The 26,404-nt window shown below is 38.1% G+C and carries 24 protein-coding genes; 4 read left to right on the forward strand and 20 right to left on the reverse strand.

Annotation, left to right across the window (positions count from 1 at the left end; all coding sequences use genetic code 11):
* Positions 1–29: 29 nt before the first annotated feature.
* The 16 genes from fliJ to RCP16_RS10155 form a co-directional block, all read right to left on the reverse strand.
* Positions 30–473 carry a flagellar export protein FliJ gene (gene fliJ / locus RCP16_RS10080; RefSeq protein ID WP_069327382.1) on the reverse strand — a complete coding sequence of 148 codons (444 nt, stop codon included), beginning with the start codon at positions 471–473 and terminating at the stop codon, positions 30–32.
* Between the two features lie 6 nt (positions 474–479).
* A complete protein-coding gene (fliI, locus tag RCP16_RS10085) occupies positions 480–1,799 on the reverse strand; it encodes a flagellar protein export ATPase FliI (RefSeq protein WP_069327383.1) in 1,320 nt (439 codons plus the stop codon).
* Entirely contained in the window at positions 1,786–2,643 is an 858-nt protein-coding gene (locus tag RCP16_RS10090; protein ID WP_137222702.1) for a FliH/SctL family protein, read from the reverse strand. The genes fliI and RCP16_RS10090 overlap by 14 nt, the downstream gene beginning before the upstream one ends.
* On the reverse strand, positions 2,636–3,652 hold the full coding sequence (gene fliG / locus RCP16_RS10095) for a flagellar motor switch protein FliG (protein ID WP_137222700.1): 1,017 nt from the start codon (positions 3,650–3,652) through the stop codon (positions 2,636–2,638). Before fliG ends, RCP16_RS10090 begins: the two co-directional genes overlap by 8 nt.
* Before the next feature lie 11 nt (positions 3,653–3,663).
* On the reverse strand, positions 3,664–5,253 hold the full coding sequence (gene fliF, locus RCP16_RS10100) for a flagellar basal-body MS-ring/collar protein FliF (protein ID WP_273593725.1): 1,590 nt from the start codon (positions 5,251–5,253) through the stop codon (positions 3,664–3,666).
* Positions 5,254–5,296: 43 nt separating this feature from the next.
* Positions 5,297–5,605, reverse strand: coding sequence for a flagellar hook-basal body complex protein FliE (gene fliE / locus RCP16_RS10105; protein WP_137222696.1), 309 nt, complete (start codon positions 5,603–5,605; stop codon positions 5,297–5,299).
* Between the two features lie 30 nt (positions 5,606–5,635).
* On the reverse strand, positions 5,636–6,088 hold the full coding sequence (gene flgC, locus RCP16_RS10110; protein WP_137222694.1) for a flagellar basal body rod protein FlgC: 453 nt from the start codon (positions 6,086–6,088) through the stop codon (positions 5,636–5,638).
* A 3-nt stretch (positions 6,089–6,091) separates the two neighbouring features.
* The gene (flgB, locus tag RCP16_RS10115) at positions 6,092–6,502 is read right to left on the reverse strand and encodes a flagellar basal body rod protein FlgB (RefSeq protein WP_069327389.1); all 411 of its coding nucleotides are present in this window, start codon (positions 6,500–6,502) and stop codon (positions 6,092–6,094) included.
* Between the two features lie 835 nt (positions 6,503–7,337).
* Entirely contained in the window at positions 7,338–8,738 is a 1,401-nt protein-coding gene (hslU, locus tag RCP16_RS10120) for an ATP-dependent protease ATPase subunit HslU (RefSeq protein ID WP_069327390.1), read from the reverse strand.
* Between the two features lie 129 nt (positions 8,739–8,867).
* Entirely contained in the window at positions 8,868–9,410 is a 543-nt protein-coding gene (gene hslV / locus RCP16_RS10125; protein WP_069327391.1) for an ATP-dependent protease subunit HslV, read from the reverse strand.
* 35 nt (positions 9,411–9,445) lie between these two features.
* The gene (gene trmFO, locus RCP16_RS10130) at positions 9,446–10,777 is read right to left on the reverse strand and encodes an FADH(2)-oxidizing methylenetetrahydrofolate--tRNA-(uracil(54)-C(5))-methyltransferase TrmFO (RefSeq protein WP_069327392.1); all 1,332 of its coding nucleotides are present in this window, start codon (positions 10,775–10,777) and stop codon (positions 9,446–9,448) included.
* Positions 10,778–10,953: 176 nt separating this feature from the next.
* A complete protein-coding gene (gene topA, locus RCP16_RS10135; RefSeq protein WP_069327393.1) occupies positions 10,954–13,062 on the reverse strand; it encodes a type I DNA topoisomerase in 2,109 nt (702 codons plus the stop codon).
* A gap of 41 nt (positions 13,063–13,103) precedes the next feature.
* Positions 13,104–14,243 carry a DNA-processing protein DprA gene (dprA, locus tag RCP16_RS10140; protein ID WP_308642327.1) on the reverse strand — a complete coding sequence of 380 codons (1,140 nt, stop codon included), beginning with the start codon at positions 14,241–14,243 and terminating at the stop codon, positions 13,104–13,106.
* Between the two features lie 278 nt (positions 14,244–14,521).
* Positions 14,522–15,451: a succinate--CoA ligase subunit alpha gene (gene sucD, locus RCP16_RS10145; RefSeq protein WP_069327395.1), complete on the reverse strand. Its 930-nt coding sequence runs from the start codon at positions 15,449–15,451 to the stop codon at positions 14,522–14,524.
* Positions 15,452–15,493: 42 nt separating this feature from the next.
* The gene (sucC, locus tag RCP16_RS10150; protein WP_069327396.1) at positions 15,494–16,651 is read right to left on the reverse strand and encodes an ADP-forming succinate--CoA ligase subunit beta; all 1,158 of its coding nucleotides are present in this window, start codon (positions 16,649–16,651) and stop codon (positions 15,494–15,496) included.
* Between the two features lie 277 nt (positions 16,652–16,928).
* Positions 16,929–17,411 carry a MarR family winged helix-turn-helix transcriptional regulator gene (locus tag RCP16_RS10155; RefSeq protein WP_069327397.1) on the reverse strand — a complete coding sequence of 161 codons (483 nt, stop codon included), beginning with the start codon at positions 17,409–17,411 and terminating at the stop codon, positions 16,929–16,931.
* A 233-nt stretch (positions 17,412–17,644) separates the two neighbouring features.
* Here RCP16_RS10155 and RCP16_RS10160 point away from each other — a divergent pair, with 233 nt between their 5' ends.
* Positions 17,645–18,073 carry an organic hydroperoxide resistance protein gene (locus RCP16_RS10160; protein ID WP_069327398.1) on the forward strand — a complete coding sequence of 143 codons (429 nt, stop codon included), beginning with the start codon at positions 17,645–17,647 and terminating at the stop codon, positions 18,071–18,073.
* Between the two features lie 383 nt (positions 18,074–18,456).
* Positions 18,457–19,095 carry a hypothetical protein gene (locus RCP16_RS10165; protein WP_308642328.1) on the forward strand — a complete coding sequence of 213 codons (639 nt, stop codon included), beginning with the start codon at positions 18,457–18,459 and terminating at the stop codon, positions 19,093–19,095.
* 197 nt (positions 19,096–19,292) lie between these two features.
* Here the strand turns inward: RCP16_RS10165 and RCP16_RS10170 are convergent, their stop codons facing one another.
* Both RCP16_RS10170 and RCP16_RS10175 read right to left on the reverse strand, forming a co-directional pair.
* Complete coding sequence (locus tag RCP16_RS10170) at positions 19,293–19,448, reverse strand: hypothetical protein (protein ID WP_175425160.1); 156 nt, start codon at positions 19,446–19,448, stop codon at positions 19,293–19,295.
* 19 nt (positions 19,449–19,467) lie between these two features.
* Positions 19,468–20,142 carry a sulfite oxidase-like oxidoreductase gene (locus tag RCP16_RS10175; protein WP_137222686.1) on the reverse strand — a complete coding sequence of 225 codons (675 nt, stop codon included), beginning with the start codon at positions 20,140–20,142 and terminating at the stop codon, positions 19,468–19,470.
* Positions 20,143–20,917: 775 nt separating this feature from the next.
* Between RCP16_RS10175 and RCP16_RS10180 the strand changes: the two genes are divergently transcribed.
* Complete coding sequence (locus RCP16_RS10180; RefSeq protein ID WP_308642329.1) at positions 20,918–22,147, forward strand: replication initiation protein; 1,230 nt, start codon at positions 20,918–20,920, stop codon at positions 22,145–22,147.
* Between the two features lie 47 nt (positions 22,148–22,194).
* Here the strand turns inward: RCP16_RS10180 and RCP16_RS10185 are convergent, their stop codons facing one another.
* Positions 22,195–22,824, reverse strand: a complete 630-nt coding sequence (locus RCP16_RS10185) for a TetR/AcrR family transcriptional regulator (protein ID WP_069327402.1) — start codon at positions 22,822–22,824, stop codon at positions 22,195–22,197.
* Positions 22,825–22,942: 118 nt separating this feature from the next.
* On the opposite strand from RCP16_RS10185, the gene RCP16_RS10190 reads away from it, so the two are divergent.
* Positions 22,943–24,511 (forward strand): FAD-dependent monooxygenase, encoded by a 1,569-nt coding sequence (locus tag RCP16_RS10190; RefSeq protein ID WP_308642330.1) that lies wholly within the window; start codon positions 22,943–22,945, stop codon positions 24,509–24,511.
* A 106-nt stretch (positions 24,512–24,617) separates the two neighbouring features.
* Here the strand turns inward: RCP16_RS10190 and RCP16_RS10195 are convergent, their stop codons facing one another.
* A complete protein-coding gene (locus tag RCP16_RS10195) occupies positions 24,618–26,378 on the reverse strand; it encodes a YifB family Mg chelatase-like AAA ATPase (protein ID WP_308642331.1) in 1,761 nt (586 codons plus the stop codon).
* Positions 26,379–26,404: the final 26 nt, after the last annotated feature.

Here is a 26,404-nt window from a genome sequence, read left to right on the forward strand (position 1 = left end):
CGTCATACTGGTATCAATTGGTGTATATATTACTTGGAGTTCATTACATAACGCACTGTAGCCATTTCGTCGAGATCATTTTGCTCACGAACCATATGTTCATGAGTAAATTTAGTCTTTGCTTTATCTTTGGCTTGTAACCACACTTTTTCATCAACCATTTTTTCAGTTAAATGAAGTTTTTTGTGCTCCACTTCTACCTGAGCTTCACGAATATCGATAATTTTGCGTGAGATACATTGATCGAGATAAACGACATAACGTTGTAAATCTTGCAATTCAGAAATAGGCGCTCTATTTTCAATCGCTTGATTAATCATTTCCAACGTGCGGCCTTGATCTTCCAGCAGTTGATCTAATGTTTGTTCCTGTGCTTGTAGTTCTCCCAGTGCTGAAGATAATAGCCATTCTGCCTGGTTCTTTGCACTCGATTTGATATCAACAACTTTTTGAAAAGTATACTGGAATTTCATAAATTATCAGCTCCTCGCAAATTCGGCAATCATCTGTTCTTGTGCTCCAGAAAGTGTCGTTTTTTCATGTACTTTTTGTTTGGTGAATCTCCAGATATCTTGTATACGCTCAATCGCTTCATCAATATCAGGACTGGATCCTTTTTGATAAGCACCGATATTAATTAAATCTTCTGATTCTTTAAATACAGACATCAGTCGCTTGATATTATCTGCTGCATCTGTCTGTTCTTCTTCTACAATGTCTTTCATTACCCGGCTGATACTGGCTAATACATCAATCGCTGGAAACTGTCCTTTGTTAGCAATAGAGCGATTCAGCACGATATGACCATCCAAGATCCCTCTGACAGCATCGGCTATCGGTTCATTCATATCATCACCATCTACCAGTACAGTATAGAAAGCAGTGATAGAGCCTGTAGGTCCTGTACCCGCTCTTTCTAACAACTTGGGTAATCCAGCAAATACAGATGGTGTATATCCTCTCATTGCAGGTGGTTCGCCGACAGCCAATCCTACCTCACGTTGAGCCATAGCATAACGAGTAACTGAATCCATCATAAACATCACGTTCATTCCGCGATCTCTGAAATATTCAGCTATCGTTGTAGCAATCAAAGCACCTTTGATACGAATGAGTGCAGGTTGATCAGATGTAGCCACGATAACGACAGAACGTTGTAACCCTTCTGGACCTAGATCGCGTTCGATAAAATCGCGTACTTCACGTCCACGTTCTCCAATAAGTGCAATTACATTCACATCTGCTTCTGTATTACGAGCAATCATTCCCATTAACGTACTTTTACCAACACCAGAACCAGCGAAGATACCTACACGCTGACCTTTACCTATGGTTAACAGTCCGTCAATCGCTCTTACTCCTATACTGATAGGATCTTGAACTCTGGGTCTTGAAAGTGGATTAGGTGGTGTGTTAAAGGTAGAATAATGGGTCATTCTTGCTGGAATCAATGAACCATCTAAAGGTTGTCCTAATCCATCTAGCACTTTACCTAGTAATTCTGAACCTACTTGAACAGTAAGCGGCTTCCCTGTACCGACAACATCACATCCTGGACCAATCGATTGTAATTCACCGAGTGGCATTAACAGAACTTTGTTATCCCGGAAACCAACTACTTCAGCTCGTAATGGAGCAATACCTTTTGTTGGATAGATATAACATACATCTCCAATGCTTGCGTCCGGCCCTTCAGACTCAACCATTAATCCTATCACCTGAGTCACTTTACCGTTGATACGAACCGGATCAAGTTGCTTTAAATATTCTAAATATCGTGAAGAATTAAGATCCTGCATTTCCATTCCCCCGCTCTTCATCATGAAGCGCTAAGCGAACCAATTCTTTTTTAATTTCGCTTAGTTGAGTATCAATACGAGCATCCACACTACCAAATGCTGATCGAATGACACAGCCGCGATCGGTTACCGTCGAATCCGGTAAGATTTGAAGTTCTGCTTGAGAGTCGATTGACAGTGTTAACTCTTCTCTAGCAGCATGTACAAAATCGAATTGACTTGGACTAATACACAATGTAATGACACCTTGCTCTCTCTTACGAGCGAGTGTTCTTTTAATCAAATCAATCACATAATCTTCTTGTTCTTCAAGCTTTTTATTAATTACTTTTTCAGCTATGCCACAACTCAAGTTAACTAAGAATGGTTCTGCTTCTTGAATAATTTGCTCTTTGGCTTCATAAGCTTGACCGAGAACTGTCTGTGCTTCTTGCATCACTTCAGTCATGTGAATTTGCATTTCAGCTTCGACACGTTCTCTTCCTTCTTCAAAACCTTCTTGAAAAGCTTGTACTTTAATCGCTTCAATCAAGTGCTCATCTTGCTGACGACGCTCTTCCCACCAAGCTGCAATCATTTCTTGTGCATTTTGGAGAATACGTTCTGCTTCTTCAGCCGCTTCGCGTACTTGACGTTCTGCAAATTCTTTGGCATCTGTTAACATTTCTTCTTTCAAGCGAACCGTATGCTCATCCACATGCGGTTGATCATAAGCATGTGAATGAGGAACAATATAGGATTCTTGATGATTTAGATCTGATTGTTTGTAATAATCACGGCTAAAGTCGAGCTTTTTAAGCACTTCCACCGGAGTGTACTGGGATGATTTGATCAAATTAGACAATGATATCATCTCCTCCACCGCGCGCTATGATAATTTCACCAGACTCTTCAAGTCTTCTGATAATACCTACAATACGAGTCTGAGCTTCTTCTACATCTTTCAAACGTACAGGACCCATGAATTCCATTTCTTCTTTGAATGTCTCAGCCATACGTTTGGACATATTTTTGAATACGGATTCGCGTACATCTTCGCTTGCCACTTTGAGCGCCAATTGAAGATCGGCGTTTTCCACATCCCGTACAATCCGCTGAATCGAACGATCGTCGATATTGACAATATCTTCGAAAACAAACATCCGTTTTTTGATTTCTTCAGCAAGTTCAGGATCTTGAATTTCTAGTGAATCCAGGATCGTTCTTTCTGTTCCTCGGTCAACACCATTCAAGATTTGAACAATCGATTCGATACCACCAGCATTTGTATAATCTTGTGTAACTGTTGCTGATAGTTTCTGTTCTAGTACACGTTCAATTTGTGAAATAACTTCTGGTGATGTACTGTCCATCATCGCAACTCTTCTTGCAACTTCAGCTTGCTTTTCTTGAGGTAACGAAGAAAGAATAGCTGCTGCTTGTTCGAATTGCAGATAAGACAATACCAGAGCAATCGTTTGTGGATTTTCATTTTGGATAAAGTTCAAAATCTGACTAGGATCTGCTTTACGAGCAAAATCAAATGGTCTTACTTGTAAAGTAGCTGTTAGTCTGTTAATCACTTCAAGCGCTTTATTTTCACCTAACGCTTTTTCAAGAATTTCTTTGGCGTAATTGATACCGCCTTGAGAAATATATTCTTGTGCTAAGCAAATTTGGTGAAATTCGGAAACTACCGAGTCTTTTTCACTACTTTCTACTTTGCGTACGTTAGCAATTTCGAGTGTTAATTGTTCTATTTCTTCATCACGTAGATGTTTAAATATTTGAGCCGATACTTCCGGTCCGAGTGAGATTAATAATATGGCTGCTTTCTGTCTTCCGTTAAGCGCCTGAGTACTTCCCTTTGCCATCGATTCACCTCTTATTCATCAGCAAGCCATGTACGTAATAAGTTAACAAATTCATCTGGTTTCTTTTTGGCAAGTGATTCAAGTTGTTTACGTACTTGACTATCATTCGTCAAGTTATCCAAACTAATCGAAGGAAGCTCAGTTACTACCGGTAACAGCATATCTTCTTCATAGTTTCCTGTTTGTTGTTGCTTACGACGACGGTAGATTACGAACACCACTGCTGCGATTACAAGTGCTGCAAGTGCTGCAATAATCCAAGTCATATTGTTAGCGAAAAATCCTTCATCTGTTGTGTCTGTAACGAATGCTTGTGAGAACACATTTACTTTAGATGTTAAAGCAGCATCATTTGCTGCATAGGTCACTCCGTTTTCTGACAACGAAGTTCTAACGATACTTTCCAGCATACCTTTGACATTATCCAAAGTTGCTTGGTCTGCTGGTTGTCCAGGTAAAGGATCAATAGCAACGTTGATTGTTAGATCTTTTACAAAATAAGGACTGGATACAATTTCATTATGAATTTTGTTGACATCATAATTGATTGTACTTTGAGATTTTTCTGATTCATTACTACCTGATGATGAGCCACCTGGATAAGTTGGAGTATCTGTACCGCCTGTGCCAGCAACACCGCTATCAGGAGTGGAAGAACCGGTACTGCTTTCTTGGATCTGTTGAGCACTGATCTCGATGCCTTTCATATTCTCAACATCGACAGGCTCTACACGATCTTCTTTTGAATTTTTTTGATCAAAATTCAAGTTCGAAGCAACCAATACATTTACTCGTTCAGGTCCTAGCAATCTTCCCAAAAACTGTCTTACATTATTTTCAATATCAGCTTCATACTTTTTCTGTAAAGCCATGTTTTCTTGTACTGCACCTGCAAGTCCAGAAGGACCGCCACCTTTAACAGTGGATACTAATTCGCTACCGTCTGTACCATTTGTGATAGTAATATTCACAATCGGTAAGTGAGGAACAGCTGTACTTACTAAGTTATAGTACCCGTCGATAGCTTCTTGCGTCACACGAAAACCTGGCTTGAACTGCATCACTACGGAAGCTGTACCTGTGTCTTCATCTTCTGTGCTAGCAAATAGACTTTCTTGTGGCAAATTCACTAATACTTTTGCATTGCTTACTCCGTTCATTTGTTTAAGCAATTGCGATACTTCACCATTCAAAGCGTTATTATATTTTACGTTAAACTCATTATCTGTCATACCAATAGCAGAAGAACTAGCGTTAAATTCGCTAAATCCGATCGTTCCGTTCTGCATCAACCCTTGCGATCCTACAGCTACTTTTGCTTTAGCAGCACTTTCACTCGCTACGGAAATACTCGTACCATCTTGATTTAACTGGTAAGGAATACCTTGTCCATCTAAGTATTCCATAATCGCAGCCGAGTCTGTAGAATCTAAATTCTGAAATGCTACTTCATATTGCACTTTAGAAAACTGAATTGTTAGTACAACAATAGCTAGAATAATAAACGCCAGCGTTGAGATTAGTAATATTTTTTGGTTTTTATTAAAATTCTTCCAGTATTGGACAAGTTTATCTCTATACTGGGCAACTCTCTCATTCACACTGTCACCCCACTCGAAACTATGCTATGAAACATATAATTGATTACAATTGCGTACGCATGATTTCTTGATACGCTTCAAGCGCTTTGTTACGAACTTGAGAAACCATTTGTAGACTCAGTAGCGATTTCTCGGCAGCGACCATGACTTGATCAACATCCACTTGTCCTAAAATGAATTTGTCGTTCATCTGGTGAACTGTTTTCTCCTGTTGTCCAACTTGATTCATAGCATCTTCTAAGTAAGAACCAAATTGTTCCATCGCTTCACCAGGTGTTGCTTTGGCTTGCGTCGTCATTCCCGTTGTCATCTTTAAAGGGGATGCAGCATTGAACATTGTGTTCTCTATCATTATTTACCCCGCCTTTCTATCTTTGATCGTTTATTTACCAATTTGTAGTGCTTTGGTAATCATTGCTTTAGAAGCATTGAGTGCAGTTACGTTAGCTTCATATGAACGCGAAGCTGATATCATGTCCACCATTTCTTTTAAATTATCGACGTTTGGCATTTTCACATAGCCGTCTTTGTCTGCGTCTGGATGAGTCGGGTTATATACAAGTTTGAAAGGTTCTGGATCTTCTTGAATCGCTGAAGCTTTAACACCGTTAATTCCGTTGCGGCTTCCATTCATTGCGGAATCAAGTGTATCTGAGAAAGAAGGTTTGTTTGTTGACAACACAACTTCTTTACGACGGTAAGGAACAGCTTCACCATTGACGACTTGAGCTCTTGTTGTCTCTGCATTCGCAATATTAGAGGAGACGACATCCATCCGAAGTCGTTGTGCGGTTAAAGCAGAAGCGCTAATATCAAAACTGCTACTAATTCTCATGGATTAGCTTCCTCCCTGAATAGCGGTTCGCATCATTTTAATCTGATGATTAATTTGTTCAATATAAGCATTGTAACGAAGTTGGTTTTCAGCAAGATTGCTCATTTCTACATCCATGTCCACATTGTTTAAGTTGTTATTCATGACTGTGCTCTCGTTGCTAGTGACCATTGCTTGAGGAATAGAATTTGTATTACCTAATTGAAAATGTCTTTTATCTTCAACTTTACCACTAAATGGCATCTGAGAATCATCCATTTGGCTTTTGAGCATATTTTCAAAAGATACATCTGATCTTTTAAAATAAGGAGTATCTGCATTGGCAATGTTATTTGAAATAACTTGCTGTCTGAGTGTAGCTGCTCCCATTGCTCCTTCTAATCTTTTAAATCCAACATCATTTAAAAGGTTCATTGACATCACTCCTTTCAATATCCATGCTGATCTGGAAAGTAAATTCCATATTTTTATCATAATTCCTTTTTTTCGACAAAATCATTGCAAATCATGTTCGTAGTTGAAGTTGTTTTGTGCGTCATTCTTCCTAAAATCTTATACCATAAGTTTCCTAGAGAATTGGACATAACACAATGAGAATAAAGCCCTATCTTTTGACAAAAACTGAGTCTTTTTGTCTTGTTTTAAAAAATTCTTCCAAATTACATGAAGAAAATACCATTTAAGATGAATTAAACCATGTAATTTTTGTCGATTATGCACGAAATTAACTAACTTAACTTTTAAAGGTTTTATTTAATTTTAAATATTTTAGGTCTTTTATCATCTATAGCGTCCTGATAAAAATTAAGAAGATTAGTTAATTGAACAACTTTTAGCACGATTTAGCGACATATAGCCTAGTGCATATTACTTACTGAAAAATAATTTTTTAAGGTTTTGTGAATTTTATTTCATTTATCCATTTTATTTTTGACTAAATGTGCTTTTTAGAGAATAGTGCATGCTGGGGAAAAAGAATTTGCATGTTTGCGAAAATGAATCAATCATAACGTATTCATTGTAAATTGGCTAGTATAATATATACGTGTTCTTTACTATATCGGATCATCTCAACTGTTCTTGTACTGTGTTTTTCTTTCTGTACTCATCATACAACTTTCGCGAGTATGAAAATATAGGAAAAAGGCGGGGAACTTTGAGAAACAGTACCCCACCTTTTTCCTAAAAAGATGATTTCCTATTCAATTTTAGTCTTTAGCGACTAGTACAAGTACTATAGCCATAGAATTTACAGAATATACTGACTCAAATCTCTGTTTTGAGCAATTTCTCTTAATTTCTCTTGAACATATTGAGGTGTAATAATCATTTTTTCTAACGTCAATTCAGGTGCTTCAAAAGATAAATCTTCAAGCAGTTTTTCCAAAATCGTATGCAATCGACGTGCACCAATATTTTCAGTATTCTGATTAACAGCTGCGGCGATCGAAGCAATCTCACGGATCGCTTCAGCAGAAAATTCTAACTCTATATTTTCTGAACGTAAAAGATAAATGTATTGTTTTGTTAACGCATTTTCAGGCTCTGTTAAAATATTTACAAAGTCTTCTAAAGTTAAACTATCCAATTCTACCCGAATCGGGAAGCGTCCTTGTAATTCAGGAATCAAATCTGAAGGCTTGGACGTATGGAAAGCTCCAGCTGCGATAAATAAAATATAATCGGTTTTGACCGGACCATATTTGGTCATAATGGTAGAACCTTCAACGATTGGAAGGATATCGCGTTGTACCCCTTCTCTCGAAACGTCAGGTCCTGTACCACGCCCAGAACTGGTTACTTTATCAATCTCATCGATAAAAATAATACCAGTCTGTTCTGCACGACGTAGCGACTCTTGATTCACATCGTCCATGTCCATCAATTTATTCGCTTCTTGTTGCGTTAATATTTTACGAGCATCTTTAATCGGGAGTTTACGTTTTTTTGTTTTTTTAGGTAAAAAGCTACCTAACATTTCTTGCATATTCATGCCCATTTGATCATTGCCTTGACCTGCAAACATATCCATTAAAGAAGGCATAGAATCTTCAACTTCAACTTCAATCACATCATTTTCTAACTTACCTGCCAACAGATCAAAACGTACTCTACGTCTTTTATCTTGAATCGAACCCTCTTGTTCAAAATTCGTCTGAGGTTCTTCAGGCTGACTTTGATTACCAAATAGCATTTCAAGCGGATTACGTTGTGATTTATTTTTAAAACCAGAAGGTACTAGGATTTCGACGATACGCTCATTCGCCATTTCTTCTGCTTGATCTTTTACTTTTTCAGTACGCTCTAATTTCACCATACGAATAGCTGTTTCTACTAGGTCACGTACCATAGATTCAACATCTCGTCCTACATAACCTACTTCAGTAAACTTGGTTGCTTCTACTTTAATAAACGGAGCATGAACCAACTTCGCTAAGCGACGAGCAATTTCTGTTTTACCTACACCTGTTGGACCGATCATTAAAATATTTTTAGGTACGATCTCATCCTGCATATTTTCCGGTAATAGGCTACGACGATAACGATTACGAAGTGCGACCGCAACTGATTTTTTAGCATTTTTTTGTCCAACAATATACTTATCCAATTCGGTAACTATTTCTCTAGGGGTCAAAGCAGTGGTTGTCATGATCTTACCTCCATATCGATAAAAGTAGTGAACTGATATTAATGACCATTATTAAACAAAGATACGATTATATAAAAACCGGTGCTTCGTCGCACCTGTTACTAAAGTACGCAGTAGCACCGGTCCCTCTTACAATTCTTCTACAATAATATTATCATTCGTATATACACAAATCTCCGCAGCAATATGCAAAGAGGCTTCTACGATATCTTTAGCTTCCATATCTTTGCTATGACGTTTAAGTGCACGAGCCGCAGACAATGCAAAATTGCCTCCAGAACCGATAGCAATCACATCATCGTCAGGTTCAATAATTTCTCCGCCACCTGAAATCAATAAAATTCCACTTTGATCCATAACGATCAATAAAGCTTCTAGTTTGCGAAGTACACGATCAGAACGCCATTCTTTTGCTAGCTCTACAGCAGCACGTTGCAAATTACCATGATGTTCTTCAAGCTTTTCTTCAAACTTTTCAAACAACGTAATCGCATCAGCTACAGAACCTGCAAATCCAGCTAGTACTTGTCCGCGATAGAGGCGACGTATTTTTTTGGCATGTTGCTTCATAATAACATTTTGTCCGAATGTAACTTGACCGTCACCCGCGATAGCTGCTTTACCATTGTGACGAACAGCACATATCGTTGTAGCGTGAAATGAGAGATCCATTTATACTTCCCCTCCTTTACATAGTCAAACGTTAATTATTGTGTAACTTCTGATGGCTCTAGCTCAAAAAATGTTTTAATACTTTCTAAAGCTTGATGCGCCAGCATTTCGTTTTTCTCTTTTTTATTACGAATACGTTTTTCTGGTTTAGGTAGCAGACCAAAGTTCGCATTCATCGGTTGGAAATGATCTGGATCAGCATGTGTAATATAGTGAGCCATACTTCCTAGTGTACTCTCCAAAGGTAAATGAAGCAATTCTTGCCCTTTAGCTAGACGTGCTGCGTTCATACCTGCTATCAATCCAGATGCCGCAGATTCTACATATCCTTCTACACCTGTCATTTGTCCAGCAAAGAAAATACGATGATCATTTTTGAGCTGATACGTATCTTCTAACAGTCTAGGCGAATTGATAAATGTATTACGGTGCATTACTCCAAAACGAACGTATTCCGCATTTTCAAGACCAGGAATCATTGAAAATACACGACGCTGCTCGCCCCATTTCAAATGCGTCTGGAATCCAACTAGATTATATAACGTACCTGCTGCATTATCTTGACGCAATTGAACAACCGCATAAGGTAATTCACCTGTATGAGGATTAATTAAACCTACAGGTTTCATCGGTCCAAATAAAGCAGTTTGTCTACCACGTTTCATCATCACTTCAATAGGCATACAACCTTCAAAATAGATTTCTTTTTCAAAATCTTTTAATTGAGCGGTTTCTGCTTCGATCAGTGCTTCATAAAACGCATTAAACTCTTCTTCATTCATCGGACAGTTCAGGTAAGCGGCTTCACCTTTATCATAACGTGAAGCTAAGTAGACTTTATTCATATCAATAGAATCTTTTTCAACGATAGGTGCCGCAGCATCATAGAAATAGAAATATTCTTCACCTAATAAAGCTTGAATTTGCTGTGACAATGCAGGTGAAGTTAGCGGGCCTGTAGCAATAACTACAATACCGTCTGTAGGAATTTGTTGTAATTCTTCATTGACTACAGTCACCAACGGATGGTTATGAAGAGTAGATGTAATTTCACCGGAGAACCCATCACGGTCTACAGCAAGAGCTCCTCCTGCTGGAACGGCATGACGATCTGCTGCTCCAAGTACCAAAGAGTTCAGCATACGCATTTCTTCTTTCATTACCCCTACTGCATTTGCTAATGTATTCGAACGTAATGAATTACTGCATACCAATTCTGCAAATTGATTCGTATGATGCGCTGGTGTTTTTACAACAGGACGCATTTCATATAAAGTGACAGGCACACCTTGACTTGCGATTTGCCAAGCCGCTTCACTACCTGCAAGTCCTGCCCCAATAACCGTTACTTTTTGAATATCTGACACAATAAAAAACCTCCTGCATAATGCACTTAATCTAAATAGTTATAACTTGTACCCTATTTAAATGAATAAATAAGATACAAGTTATAGGTAAAATGGATACAATGATCCACACTTTATTTAATGATACGTATTATACGTGAAAAAGTCTCAAAATCCTACTTCTTAGCAACTAAACGTCAATCCACCTCTAATGCCTCATCTTCTTGTTCTTCAACCATCTCCGTATGATCACAATGAGTACATTGCAACTTCACACCTTGTTTGTTGCGTTTTTCGACCATCATCGATTCGCAGACTGGACAAGGTTTAGGCGATGGACGATCCCATGATACAAAATCACAATCAGGGTAACGATCGCAACCATAAAAGACTCTGCCTTTTTTACTGCGACGTTCAACGACATGTCCTTCTTTACATGTTGGACAGGTTACACCGATGTCTTTGATAATAGGCTTCGTGTTACGACAATCTGGGAAGCCTGAGCAAGCTAAGAATTTACCGAAACGTCCTAATTTATATACAAGTGGTAATCCACATTTATCACAAATTTCATCAGACACTTCGTCTTCAATTTCGATTTCTTTCATTTCTTCTTCTGCAAATTCTAAGCGCTTTTCAAAAGACTCGTAAAACTCGCTCAAAACATGAACCCAGTTCTCTTCACCTTCTTCAACATGGTCCAAATTCTGTTCCATATTCGCAGTAAACTCAGCATTCAATATTTCAGGGAAAAATTCTTCCATCAACTGAATAACCAATTCACCCAGTTCTGTAGGCATAAATTTCTTTTCTTCAATCGCTACATAACCACGCTTTTGAATCGTTTCGAGTGTTGGTGCATACGTACTTGGTCGCCCTATACCTAGCTCTTCCAACGTTTTCACTAAACGTGCTTCTGTATAACGCGGAGGCGGTTGAGTGAAATGCTGTTTGGGTTCGATCTCTTCTTTTTGAAGTTGATCGCCTTGAGCAAGTGGTGGTAAGAATTTGTCGCCTTCTTCTTTACCATCATCATTACCTTCCACATACAATTTCATAAACCCTTGAAAACGCACTTTGGAACCTACTGCACGGAAGGTTGTAGGACCTGCTGTGATATCAACAGATAATGTATCCAAAACAGCTGAAGACATTTGACTGGCTGCAAAACGTTCCCAGATCAATTTGTATAAGCGGAATTGATCACGACTCATTAATGGCTTCAATGTATCCGGTTCACGGATTGCAGAAGTTGGACGAATCGCTTCATGCGCATCTTGTGAATTTGCTGCTTTTTTAGAATACTGGCGTGGTTCATCAGGAACGAACTCTTTACCGTATTTTTCTAAAATAAATTCTTTCACTTCTTCTTGTGCTGATGCAGCTACACGGGTTGAATCGGTACGCATATAGGTAATCAAACCAACAGTTCCTTCTTTACCTAGATCGATACCTTCGTATAATTGTTGAGCTACTGACATCGTTTTGGCTGCACGGAAGTTTAATTTACGAGCGGCTTCCTGCTGTAAAGAAGATGTTGTAAATGGTGCAGATGGATGACGCAAACGTTCACGTTCTTTGACATTGGATACTTCAAAAGAAGAATCTCCAATCGCCGCTAGAATTTCTTTCACTTCGGCTTCATTATGAAGTTCTTTTTTCTCGCCATTTAAGCGGTTGAACTTCGCTTCAAACGTTGTATCATTAATCGTTAATTTCGCAGTAATACTCCAGTACTCTTCAGCTACGAAATCAGAGATTTCATTTTCACGATCAATAATAATTTTAACAGCTACAGATTGAACACGACCTGCGGACAAACCTTTTTTTACTTTTTTCCATAACAATGGACTGATTTTGTACCCTACTAATCGATCCAGTATACGACGTGCTTGTTGAGCGTTTACAAGATCCATATTAATTTGACGCGGTGTTTTGAAAGCGTCTTTTACTGCTTGTTTGGTGATTTCATTAAATACAACACGACACATTTCGGTTTCGCCAACGTCAAGCGCATGAGCCAAATGCCATGCTATTGCTTCACCTTCGCGATCCGGATCGGCTGCGAGATAGACTTTTTTCACTTTTTTACGGGCATCTTTTAATTCTTTGAGGATAGAACCTTTGCCTCGAATCGTAATATATCTAGGATCAAAATTATGTTCTACATCAACACCTATTTGGCTTTTAGGCAAATCGCGAACATGACCCATAGATGCTTTAACAATATATTTACTACCCAGGTACTTACCGATTGTTTTTGCTTTTGCCGGTGATTCTACAATAACCAGTGTATCTGCTGCCATTAGGTTCGTCCCCCTTTCATCATTTCTATCTTTTATATTATTTATATTAAGGTATATAGCGCACCAGAGCGTTGACTGATCTGTTTTTTTATGATTAAAGATAACAGAACGGTATGCAAAAGTCCAAAATCAAACTTCGATTGAATATGTAATTCATCAATCGTTGTATCACCCTGCTCCAATATAAGGTATATCGTTTTTTCGTCTGTTGTCAAATCGAATTTTGCAGAAAAGTCTGAAATTGGAGGTTTTGAAGCACTCATTTGACTGGATTTTTCTTTCATTTCGTACGGATTATCACACCGTTTGATTAAACTTGAATCATATTCCTTCATTATATCTTCTGTAGAGGTAACCAGAATGGCTCCTTGCTTCAGTAGAGAAAGCGTCCCCTGACTTTTGGGAGAAGTGATTGGCCCCGGTACAGCAAAAACATCACGATTCTGTTCCATGGCAAAATCAGCGGTAATCAAAGAACCACTTCTAGCATCAGCTTCAACAACCACAGACCCGTAAGAGAGCCCTGATATAATACGATTACGTTGTGGAAATAGCCCGGGTGAGGATTTGGTACCTATCGGATACTCAGATAATACAAGTCCTTGATCAGCAATTCGATGATACAATGAGCGATTTTCCGCAGGATAAATAGTATCAATCGCTGTGCCTAGAACAGCAATAGTCTGTCCATTCGCTCGAAGCGCTGCTTCGTGACATACACTATCAATACCTCTCGCCATTCCACTGACTATCGTAACACCACGCTCTGCCATTTCACCAGCAAGTAACTCACCAACTTTGCGTCCATAAGCGGTCGGAATCCTTGTCCCTACCATACCGATACAGAAGCTAGATAGCAGTTCTACCCGTCCTTTAGCATATAAGATCCATGGCGGTTGAAAAGTTTCCTTCATTAAAGTAGGATACTCCTCATCAAGCATCGTGATAATATGAATTCCTTGCTCCTCATACTTCTTTATTTTGGTTTGGAGATACTCTGGTTGTAGCTGTTCAGGTAAAGATTGAGCTACTTTCTCAGGCATGCCTAATCCACGCCAGCTTCCGGCATCCCATTCCGGCAGTTCGCGCAGATCTACATGATTCTGCAATATATCCTTCATTCTTTTCCAACCTATACCAGAAGCTTCACATAGTCCAAGCCATATCCATTTATCATCCATTGTAATGATCTCCTTTTCAGGAGCAGGAACAAATCGTCCTTCTCCATTTAATCGTAAACCTAACTATTTTGCAAGCGTTTACTTCATTTTTAGGTATTTTCTTCCATTATTCCAAGTCATTTTGAGGTAAAAAAAGCTAAATGAACGCAAAAAAAGCAACCTTTGTCTCCTCAAGAGAATACAAAGGTTGCTTACCTTATACGTCCGTTACTATCTAATTACATTCATTATAAAGAACAGACTGTAAAAAGTCTATATAGGAGTATTAAAGTCCCTTTTTAGTGCGTAGTACACTCACTTAAAAGACCTTTTTCTTCTAAAACTTCAACTAATGTTGAACCCATTTCAGAAGGAGTAGGTGCTACTTTAATACCGCAAGATTCTAGCTTAGCAATTTTTTCAGCAGCAGTACCTTTACCACCGGAAATGATTGCGCCTGCATGTCCCATACGTTTGCCCGGAGGAGCTGTAGCGCCGCCGATAAAGCCTACTACAGGCTTCGTCATATTCGCTTCAATCCACTCTGCCGCTTCTTCTTCTGCTGTACCACCGATCTCACCAATCATAATGACTGCGCGAGTATTCGGATCTTCGTTAAACATTTTCAGAATATCAATAAATTCTGAACCTTTAACTGGATCTCCACCGATACCTACAGCAGATGATTGACCGATTCCACGAGTAGACAATTGATGAACAGCTTCATACGTTAATGTACCACTACGTGATACAACACCTACATAACCTGGCTTGTGAATATAACCTGGCATAATACCAATTTTACATTCGCCTGGTGTAATAACACCCGGGCAGTTAGGTCCGATTAAGACTGTTTTTTTGCCTTCTAGATAACGGGATACTTTAACCATATCCAACACTGGAATACCTTCTGTAATACAGATAACCAGATCTAGTTCAGCATCGATTGCTTCAAGAATAGAATCAGCTGCAAATGCAGGAGGTACATAGATAACACTTGCTGTAGCGCCTGTTTTTTCCTTAGCTTCTACAACCGTATTAAAGACTGGCAATTTAACTGTTTTGCCATCTTCCAGTGTAATCTCAACATCAGTTCCACCTTTACCAGGTGTTACGCCGCCAACCATTTGAGTACCGTAATCTAGCGCACCCTTAGTATGAAAGAGTCCTGTTGCCCCGGTAATACCCTGAGTGATGACTTTTGTATGCTTATCTACCAAAATACTCATTGTTTAGACACAGCTCCTATCACTTAATTTAGGTCCTGGATTTTATACGAGAGCTACGATCTTCTGTGCTCCGTCCGCCATAGAATCCGCGGCAACGATGTTTAGCCCTGATTCGGCGAGAATTTGTTTACCTAAATCTACGTTCGTACCTTCAAGTCTTACAACTAAAGGACGATCCAGACCGATTTGTTTGGCAGCTTCAACTACGCCGTTAGCGATAACATCACAACGCATAATACCACCAAATATATTAATGAAAATACCTTTTACACTACTATCGGACAAAATAATTTTGAATGCTTCTGTTACTTTCTCCGTTGTTGCACCGCCCCCTACGTCAAGGAAGTTAGCCGGTTCGCCGCCATAATATTTGATAATATCCATCGTAGCCATAGCCAGACCTGCACCATTAACCATACAACCGATATTACCATCAAGAGCGATATAACTTAGATCGTATTTGGAAGCTTCAATTTCTTTTGCATCTTCTTCATCCAGATCACGAAGTTCAAGAATATCAGGATGTCTAAAGATCGCATTCGAATCAAAATTCAATTTTGCATCCAAAGCAATAACTTCACCGTCACCAGTAACAACTAGCGGGTTGATTTCTGCGATAGAGCAATCTTTTTCGATAAAAGCAGTATACAATGCAGTCATAAATTTAGCTGCTTTGTTCACTTGTTTTGTCGGAATATTGATTGCGTATGCTAGTTTACGAGCTTGGAACATTTGTAGACCAATAGCCGGGTCTACGGTTTCACGGAAAATCTTTTCAGGTGTTTTCTCAGCGACTTCTTCAATTTCAGTGCCGCCTTCTTCAGATGCCATGATCACGACTCTACCTGTAGCACGGTCGATAACAACACCTATGTAATATTCTTTTTGAATATCACAGCCTTCTTCGATTAGAAGTCGTTTAACTTCTTTTCCTTCAGGACCTGTCTGATGTGTTACAAGCACTTTACCCAAAATCTCTTGAGCATAAGTACGTACTTCGTCCAGACTTTTAGCTACTTTAACTCCGCCAGCTTTACCACGACCACCAGCATGAATTTGAGCTTTGACCACACACACTGGGCTGCCCAGTGATTGAGCTGCTTCTACAGCTTCTTCTACCGTGAAAGCAACTTTACCTTCCGGTACAACTACTCCGTACTGTTTAAGTACTTGTTTTCCCTGATATTCATGGATATTCATTCAATAAATCCTCCTATCAACATGAATGCATTCCGGCAAGAGCCCCCGGCAAATCAATAACCTTCAATATTGTAACATGTTTTTAAAACGCTTTCCTTAAAAATTTCGCCAATTTACTCCATTTACTGGAAGTTATCTTGAGTAAGCTAGCTCTTACTTAATATATCATGTATACGCTATCAAAGTAAAAAAACAAAAGCCCTTTTACCAAAATTCGATAAAAGGGCTTTATTTCGACCGATATGTTGTTACACAAGATACCTGTATTTTGTATACATTAAGACTTGTTATTCGCCATTTCGATATTCGTTTGGTGCACATTATGAAGCAACTGTTTAAATTCACCTAGCAATTCTTCGAGTTTCTTCGTATTCATACATGTTCCATCCATAACATCTTGTGGAATATTAACTGCTTGTTCCTGCAACTGCTGCCCTGCTTCAGTCAATGTAATATGCACTTTACGCTCGTCTTCTGTAGAACGTTTACGAATAATTAAGCCAGCGGCTTCTAAACGTTTAAGCAAAGGAGTCAATGTACCTGAATCCAAATACAAAGCATTTCCTAATTCTTTAACTGTACACTCTTGTTGCTCCCATAACACGATCATTACGAGATATTGAGAATAAGTTACTCCCAAGCGATCCAATAGCGGTTGATACATTTTAGTCATTTCACGAGAAGAAGCATAAATAGCAAAACAAAGTTGATTTTCAAGCTTTAACTGCGGATGTGGATACTCATTAGAATCTGTAGTCATGCTATATCACCTACCTATAATTATTATAAAATATATTTTTCTTTAACTAATATTTTACCCAAATACAAAAAAATGAACGACTAACAAGAGTGTGCGAAATCTACTTTATAGATATGATTATATCATAAAATCTACTGATTTACATAAAGATAGCGAAAAATATTTTACTTTTCATATTAATTGTGTTAAATTTAATTTTGTAAAATAAATTATATAAAAAGGTGGAGTTATTCATGTTAACTATCCAACAAAAAATGTATGAAACTACAGTAAAAGCAGTTGGAGGTCGTGCAGGTTATGTTGAATCTTCTAGCCCTGAACTTCGTTTAGATATTGCAACACCAAAAGAAATGGGCGGCGCTGGCGGTGCTGGTACTAACCCTGAACAATTATTTGCAGCAGGATATTCTGCTTGTTTTGATAGTGCTCTAAATATGGTTGCTCGTATGCAAAAAATCAAACACGAAGGTACAGAAGTAAATGCTACTGTAAGCTTCGGTAAAGCTGAAGATGGCGGATTTGCGCTTGCTGTTAAAATGGATGTTTTGGTTAAAGGTGTAGAGCGTGATGTAGCTATGAAATTAGTAGAAGAAGCTCATAACGTATGTCCTTACTCTCGCGCAACACGTGGTAATATCGCTGTAGAATTAAACGTTATCTAATATTAGATTGTCCAACTTGTACTTTATCCCTATAAACCCTTTCTAACTCTACCCCCTTAATATAGAGTTTAGAATATCGATTTTGAGAATATTACAAAAGAAGCAGTCCCCTAACTGCTTCTTTTTTCTATGCAAATAAAACATTTTTGTTCTATTTTGATTTATTTTCAGAAAATATGATGTTATTACAAACCTTCCAAAACGTTGCTATGACTGATACTTTCTAATTATGATTATGGATTCACAGTTCTTACAAAATGTAAGATTCGTGTCAAAATCGACTGTTGTGTGTATGTATGTTATAGTGAAAAACGTTATTTATTTTTCATATTCAAAAGATTCATCGCCTTACAGATGAACTTAACACACAGGAGGTCCAATTTATGAAACTCAAAATCAGTACTTTTCTACTTGCACTCACCGTCGTAGCTGCGACCGCCGGCTGTTCTAATGGCAACACAGAAACACCAGCTAGCACGACAACCCCAACAACAACCAATGAATCTACAGCCACTGATTCTACAGCAACAACAGATGAAGGTTCCGCTGTAACTGACAATGAAATGGCTACAACTGAAGACGCAACTACGACAGACCCTGCTACAGAAAGCACAGACAAAGCAACTACAGATGCTACTACTGATAGCACTGCAACAGATGTTTCTGCTGAGAAAGTAGCAAGTGCCATCAAAGCGCAAAAGATCGATTTGATCTCTGCTCCAGATGAGCAAAATAGCTGGGTATTGAATGATGTAAAAGCTACTCGTTATGTAACAGATAAAGACTTGAATAAACAGGAAACTGTTTCTATTTATAGCTTCAAATCAGCTGACGATGCTAAAAAAGGATTGGAAGATTTGAAAACTCAAACAAGCAAAACCCCTTACGATTTGCTTAACAAATCCACTTACACTAAAGGTAATGCTGTAGTGGTATACTGGTTTGAGCCTTCTTTAAACAAAGGTAGCAAAGAAAAAGGAATGTTAGACGCTAAACTTCAAAAAGCTGTAGATAGCTTGTAAGTTAGATTCAGCCTTTTGAACCTAGTTCCTTTTGAGTATTTGATCCAAAATCTTTATTATACTGTTTAAAAACAGACTATAATATTAAATGAGCTAAACAAAAAGAACCGTTTTTTATAAACGGTTCTTTTTGCTGTACTTAGTATTACCAGCATTCTAAGAGTGCTCTGTTTTGCTGCTCACCCTTATCCGGATAATTACTCTCTTCCACCTGTAAAAGGATTGATCTCATACGTCAGATCTCGACCTGCTTTTTTTTCTTCATGCGCTATACGTTTACCAATCGCTATGTGATACCAAATTCCTGGGGCAGAAAGCAATACCATAAATAACAAATACCATACTATAACCATATTTATCAGCTCCTAAATATTAGTCAGCTTCACAATATTTCCATTCATCTTCTGGCATTTCATATTCGTCGGAAGAAAAACGTTGTTCTTGGAAAGGATCAGCTACATTATGAAAGCCATGATCTTCCCAGAATCCACGTCGATCTTCTTTCATAAATTCAATACCACGCACCCATTTGGCACTTTTCCAAAAATAAAATTTCGGAACAACCATCCGTAATGGCCCCCCGTGTTTGGCAGTAATCGGTTGATCATCATAATTCCAAGCTAATAATACATCTTCGTCCATCAGATCTTTCAAAGCTACATTGGTTTCATAATCAGGATCTGCATGAATCATTACATATTTTGCTTCTGATTTGACTTTCAATACATTCATTAGATCAGAAAATTTGACACCTTCCCATGCTGTATCAAATTTAGACCAGCGAGTCACACAATGAATATCACTGACAGTACGAGTGACTGGTAACTTTTGCAAATCTTCAAATGTAAATAATTGCTCTTCTTCAACTTCGCCAAAAATACGCAAATTCCAAAAATTCATATCATATTCAGGTACACTACCTTCATGCAAAATCGGAAAACTTTCAGTAAGTGTCTGTCCCGGAGGTAAGCGACGTTGTAAATCTTGCTCTAATATAGGCGTTTGCGGAACTTTAGCGCCTTTTAGACGATCTGCTTTATTCTGCATCATTGCCCCTCCTGTCTTTTTGTATTCATATTCTATATTTTAACATTAATTTTTGCGTATTTATAGCAATTCATCTGAGTACTGGTTCAATAAAGTCTAGTATCCATAGATCTATACTACAATCATGAACTCTTTATAAAAGACTTCAGTAACTATTCACTATCGCTTTAATCTTTGATGAAATCGGACATATATAGGGTGAATATTTGAGTTATTGTCTATCTTTTAACTATATTGAGCAAAATCAGTACATATTTTGCTTTACTATGGACAAAAATAGGGTCAATACTTGGGTTCCTATTTATTTGCCCTATTTTTGTCCATAATAAAATAATACTTTTGATCAATGACCCTATTTTTGTCGCATTTCATTTCAAAATAACGCTAATAATCACTGTGATTATTGCTGATTCAGACCCTAATTTTGTCCATAGTATGCCCTACAATTGTCTATAGTTCGTCCTATTTTTGTCGCACTCTACCCTAAAGTTGTCTATAGTTTGAACCTAAATCTGTCTGACTTCTGCCCTATTTCCGTCTACAAATGACCCTAAAACTGTCCATAATTCACCCTATTTTTGTCCGATATTAAGGCTGGCAAGCTAGGACTATCAACAGATATCATCGGCTCTAAACAAGTAAAATATTTAAAACAATAAAAACAAGATATGTAAAATAAGATAAACAACTCAAAGCAAGATATTGTGCTGCTTAAGCTACTTTTATCATAGATTATCTATTATAATGAAGGAACGTCTTGGAGGTTATATAACATATGAAGAAAAATAATCTGGTTACAAAGTCTAATGATCTTATTGAAATGCCTTTAAAAATGAGTGTAGTTGAACTACGCATTATTTATGTACTGATCAGCATTATTTCGCCGGAAGATCAAGAATTTCAACGTTACCGATTTAAGATTAGTGAATTTGCCAAATTAGCAGGTGTGAAAAATAAAAATATTTATGCACAAGTAAAAGAATACACACTAAATCTAATGTCCCATCCTTTTTACATAAATGAAAACTTACAAGTAAACTGGTTGGCATCTGCGGAATACTTTCCGAATGAGGGCATAATTGAAGTCGAATTTTCGCCCAAGTTAAAACCTTATCTTCTTCAGTTGAAGGAAAAATTCACTTCATTTCGTCTAAACGATATTCTAAAGCTTAAAAGTGCTTATTCTATGCGCATCTATGAGCTTTTAAAACAATATGAGAAACTAGGTCAGCGTACTCTCAAAGTTCAACGTTTAAAAGAACTACTAGGTATCGAAGATCAATATCCCGTTTACTCGGACTTTAAAAAGCGTGTGATCACCAAAGCACAGCAAGAAATCAACAAAAGTACAGATATCGAATTCAGTTATGTGGAACGTAAAAGCGGTCGTAAAGTAGATGAAATTGTATTTACGATCAAAACAAAAGCTAAACAAAATGTCACGATTCTTCCAGCTACTGAAGCGTTATCCTCAGTACAATCCCACACGGCTCATCGTTTAAGCGATCGTTTAAAAAAAGAATTTGGATTAACGACGATAACGATCCAAACGATTTTAAAAGCCTATGAAAAAGACTATATTACTGAAATTCTAGATATCGTCAAAATCGATGTACTGAGTGGACGTGTACATGATATTCCAGCTTATACTGTCGCTGCGCTGAAAAATGACTATCGCAAAAAGAAAACAGAACTCGATATCGAGTTAGAGCGACAGCACACATTGAAATTAGAAAAAGAACAAAAATCGCAGTTACAACAACAATATTATGCGACTGTTGCTGAAAAGTTGAATCAGTACATTATTGCTATGAGTGAAGAACAGCTAAATATAGAAGTTCAAGCGATGTTACATAGTGTAGCTGACAAAGATATCGAAATTATTATCACAGATGTTCGTGATCCACAATTGATGTCTGGTGGTTACTTCAGACAATATCTCAATAAAAAATACTTTAGTGATTATACATTTGATGTATTTATGCTAGACATCACAAAAGCTTAAAAAAAGAGAAGTAGCTATAATAGCCACTTCTCTTTTTTATGACATCATTACATCATCGGTGCATAAGCGCGAAGAAAAACGCGTACGCCTTCAGTAATGATATGCTTCACTTGCTTTTGATCCAAATCCTTAGGGTTGGGTTGATTAAATACCAGCAGAATCGTTAGCGCAGCAAAGTGCTTGGTAGCCATATGAGGATCAGGGATATTCAGTAACTTATTTTCTCCAAACGCTATAAACCTCTTGATAATGCCTTCTTCTGTTGCACGATCCATATCTTCATAAAAAGATTCTGGCAAATTAGCAACCTCTACCATAGCTAGACGGATCAAAGCTTTATAATCAGACGAACCATTGGCAAAGACAACTATTTGTTCACAAAATAAAATAAGAGCTTGCTCCAAATCATCAAATTCCAAAAGATGATCTGAAATTCCTTGTTCAATCATATTTAGAACCGTTGCACTGGTTTCTTCCATAACCGTAAGTAATAAGTGTTGTTTATCCCCATAATAATCATACACTGTCCGTTTAGAAACTCCTGCTCTATGAGCAACAGCATCAACACTGGATTGGTTAAATCCCTCAGATAGAAAAAGTTCTCGTGCTGCTGCAATAATTTTAGTTCGTTTATCTAAAGAACCTTTACGTACTTTTTTATTTTCTATCGTATTCATTCTCAAATTCCCCCTTATAAGTATATTATCAAAAATTGATTAAAGTTCCACTTTACTTATTACACTGCACGGTGTAGTATAATTTATTATCTGCTATATCCCAAGGAGGATTCTATACATGGAAACGATCTTTTCTTCTGTTGATGTTCTTATTGTTGGAGCTGGACCTACAGGACTTACACTTGCTTGCGATCTTGCCCGTCGAAATATTAGCCATCGCATTATTGATAAAAACACTGTATATAACGTAGCATCTCGATCCAAAGCTATTCAACCTCGTTCCCTTGAGGTCGTTGATGATTTGGAAGCTATTGACTACATTTTAGATACAGGTGTTGTCGATTTGCCTGTTCGTTATTATACTGCTGATGGTAAAAGTATAGATAAGCCATCTATTACTGTTGCCGCTAGCAGCAAGTTTGAGACACCCTATCGTCATCCAGTCTGGATTGCTCAATTTGATGTAGAAAAAGCATTACGTGATTGCTATGCTATTCTTGGAGGTCAAGTCGAGTTAGGGATAGAAGCTGTAAAGCTTGTTCAAGATTTGGATGGAGTAACAGTAACTGTCAAGACATCGCAAGGCGAAGAGCAAATTCATGCTCGTTATGTAGTCGGTGCAGATGGAGGTAAAAGTAATATTCGCAAGTTTATTCAATTGCCATTAGTTGGCGAGACATACGATGATGAGCGGTGGTATCTGGGAGATATACAATTAGAAGGTCTGGATCGTGATCGTATTCATATTTGGACATCTTCAGAAGGAATGTTAGGGATAACTCCACTACCCAAATCGAATATTTGGCAACTGCAAGCCACTATTTCAGCAGAAATTCAAAACCCAGCAGAACCATCTTTAGAATTGTATCAGACTATGTTGGATCAACGAGCTGGTACTGGACGTGTTAAGCTCACTCATGCATCCTGGCTTTCTATTTACCGAATCAATGTGCGGATGGTTGAATGTTATCATAGCCATAGAGTTTTCCTTGCTGGTGATGCGGCACATGTTCATTCTCCAGCAGGAGGTCAGGGTATGAACACAGGGATGCAAGATGCGTATAATCTTGGATGGAAACTAGCCGCTGTACTTCAAGGAGCTGATACTCATTTACTCCATACGTATGATGAGGAGCGCCGTCCAATTGCTCAAGCTGTTCTTCAAGATAGTTCTAAGAAAATAAAAGCAGTTACTGCAACAGTAACTGAAAGTGGGTCATTATCTCAATCTCTAAGTACAATATCCGATGATCTAACAAGCGGGCTTTCTATTTCCTATCGCTCCAGTTCTCTTACTCGTTCATTTACTGGAAAAAACACTCCTCTTTTACTACCTGGAGATCGTGCTCCTAATGCTGATATTCTGCAAAGTGAAAAATTTTCCGGAACTATTCTTGATCTGCTACGTGGTACACACTGGACAGTTTTAGCTTTTGTAAATCATACCGATTCTTCTATATTGGAAAACCTTACTCATGACCAGCTTCGCTTATATTCTATACTTCCATCACACACAGAGAGAACAGATCATATCATTGATAAAGCAGGAAATGCTTATCGAATTTACAATATATCAAATGAAGAACTACTATTGATTCGTCCAGATGGCTATATTGCACTACGTACTTCTATAGAAGAGTCACGATCTATTTTACAATATTTAAATGCTATCTATTACTCAAGTTAAATAGACTGTCTTATCCCAATTAACAAGAAAGTGAACAGAAGGAATGAGATAAGTCATTCCTCCTGTTCACTTTTTTTATCTATCTTACATTAATATATGTTACTACTTATCCATGCATCGGATTACTCAGGTCTAATTGACGATATTGAATCGCTTCTGCAATATGAACCGCTTCAATCTGCTCCATATTTTCCAGATCAGCAATCGTTCGAGCTAATTTCAAAATTCGATCTCTCGCTCGCATACTCATTCCTAATTGTTCAAAAGCTGTTTCTAATAGTTGATTAGCAGAATCAGATAAGAAGGTATATTCACGTAACCATTTACCTGATAATTCACTATTCCAATGAATATCCAAATGCTGATAGCGATTCAATTGAATCTGGTGTGCTTGCTCTACGATAGCACGCATACTTGCCGAATCATAGCCTGTATCTTCTGTTCCTTCTTTGGCTCGTTGCCAATCTTGTTCGGTAGGACGAGGCACTTCTATTTGTAGATCTATTCGATCCAATAATGGACCTGAGATCTTGGAACGATAGCGAGCAATCTGGCTATGACTACATGTGCAAGGATGAGCAGCATGTGTACTCCCTAGATATCCACAAGGACAAGGATTCATCGAACCTGCTAATAAGAAATTAGCGGGAAATGAAAATACAGCTCGTGCTCTACTGATTGTTACTTGATGATCTTCAAGCGGCTGTCGTAATACTTCTAATACCGATCTTGGAAACTCTGGCAATTCATCTAAAAATAATATTCCTTGATGCGCCAGGCTGACTTCTCCCGGCTTAGGTATACTTCCCCCTCCAATCAATCCTGTAACTGTTGTACTGTGATGAGGGGCGCGAAAAGGACGCACAGAGATTAAGCCAGCATTAGAGTCTTTGAATCGTCCTGATACACTAAAAATTTTAGTCACTTCCAGTGCTTCAGCATCAGTTAAGACAGGCAAAATAGTAGGTAGACGTTTAATCAACATCGTCTTTCCTGTACCGGGAGGACCTAATAATAAGATATTATGCATTCCTGCGGCAGCAATCATTAATGCTCGCTTCACATGTTGCTGTCCGAATACATCTCCATAATCTTCTTGCATCGATGACGTGAGATGCTGGATATGTTCTTTTTTGACCTTTTGTACACGTAATGGGGACAGAATGACCACTTTGCGTGGATCTGATTTCTTTTTCGATCCATTCATCGAATCATCTATCGCTGTAGCAAGTTTCTGTTCATTGGGAGAAGAATGAGCATGAATCTGTTTTACTTTAATCTCAGGCTGACCGGGTAAAGACATGTGGAAAGATTCAATATGATCTTGCGATACAGGCTGATTTGCTTTCCTATCGGAATCATGTTGTGAACCAGCAAACAAATCATTTAGATGATGAATAGCATATACCTCTATACCTTCTACTAACGCAGCTTCTGTTGCATTTTCTTGAGGAACCAATACTGCTTTTAACCCATGCTGACGAGCGGTATCGACCATAGACAACACCCCCGGAACAGGTCGCAAAGTCCCATCTAATGCTAATTCTCCAATTAACAAGATTTGATCTTGATCCGGCAAAACAATCTGATCACTTGTTGTCAAAATACCCATCGCAATCGCAAGATCAAAGGCTGAACCTTCTTTGCGTAAATCTGCGGGTGCCAGATTGATCGTCACTCGTTGATTAGGAAAAGTAAATCCGCAATTTTTAATCGCAGAACGCACTCTTTCGATCGATTCTCGAATCGCTGAATCGGGTAATCCAATAATCGCAACCATGGGCAGACCATTCGATAAGTCTGTCTCGACTTCCACCATAACTCCATTGATTCCATGTAAACAAGCACTAAATAATTTACCATACATAATAAAAAAACACCCTTTCTCCAAAA

The organism is Paenibacillus nuruki (assembly GCF_963311185.1).
Taxonomy (GTDB): domain Bacteria; phylum Bacillota; class Bacilli; order Paenibacillales; family Paenibacillaceae; genus Saccharibacillus; species Saccharibacillus nuruki.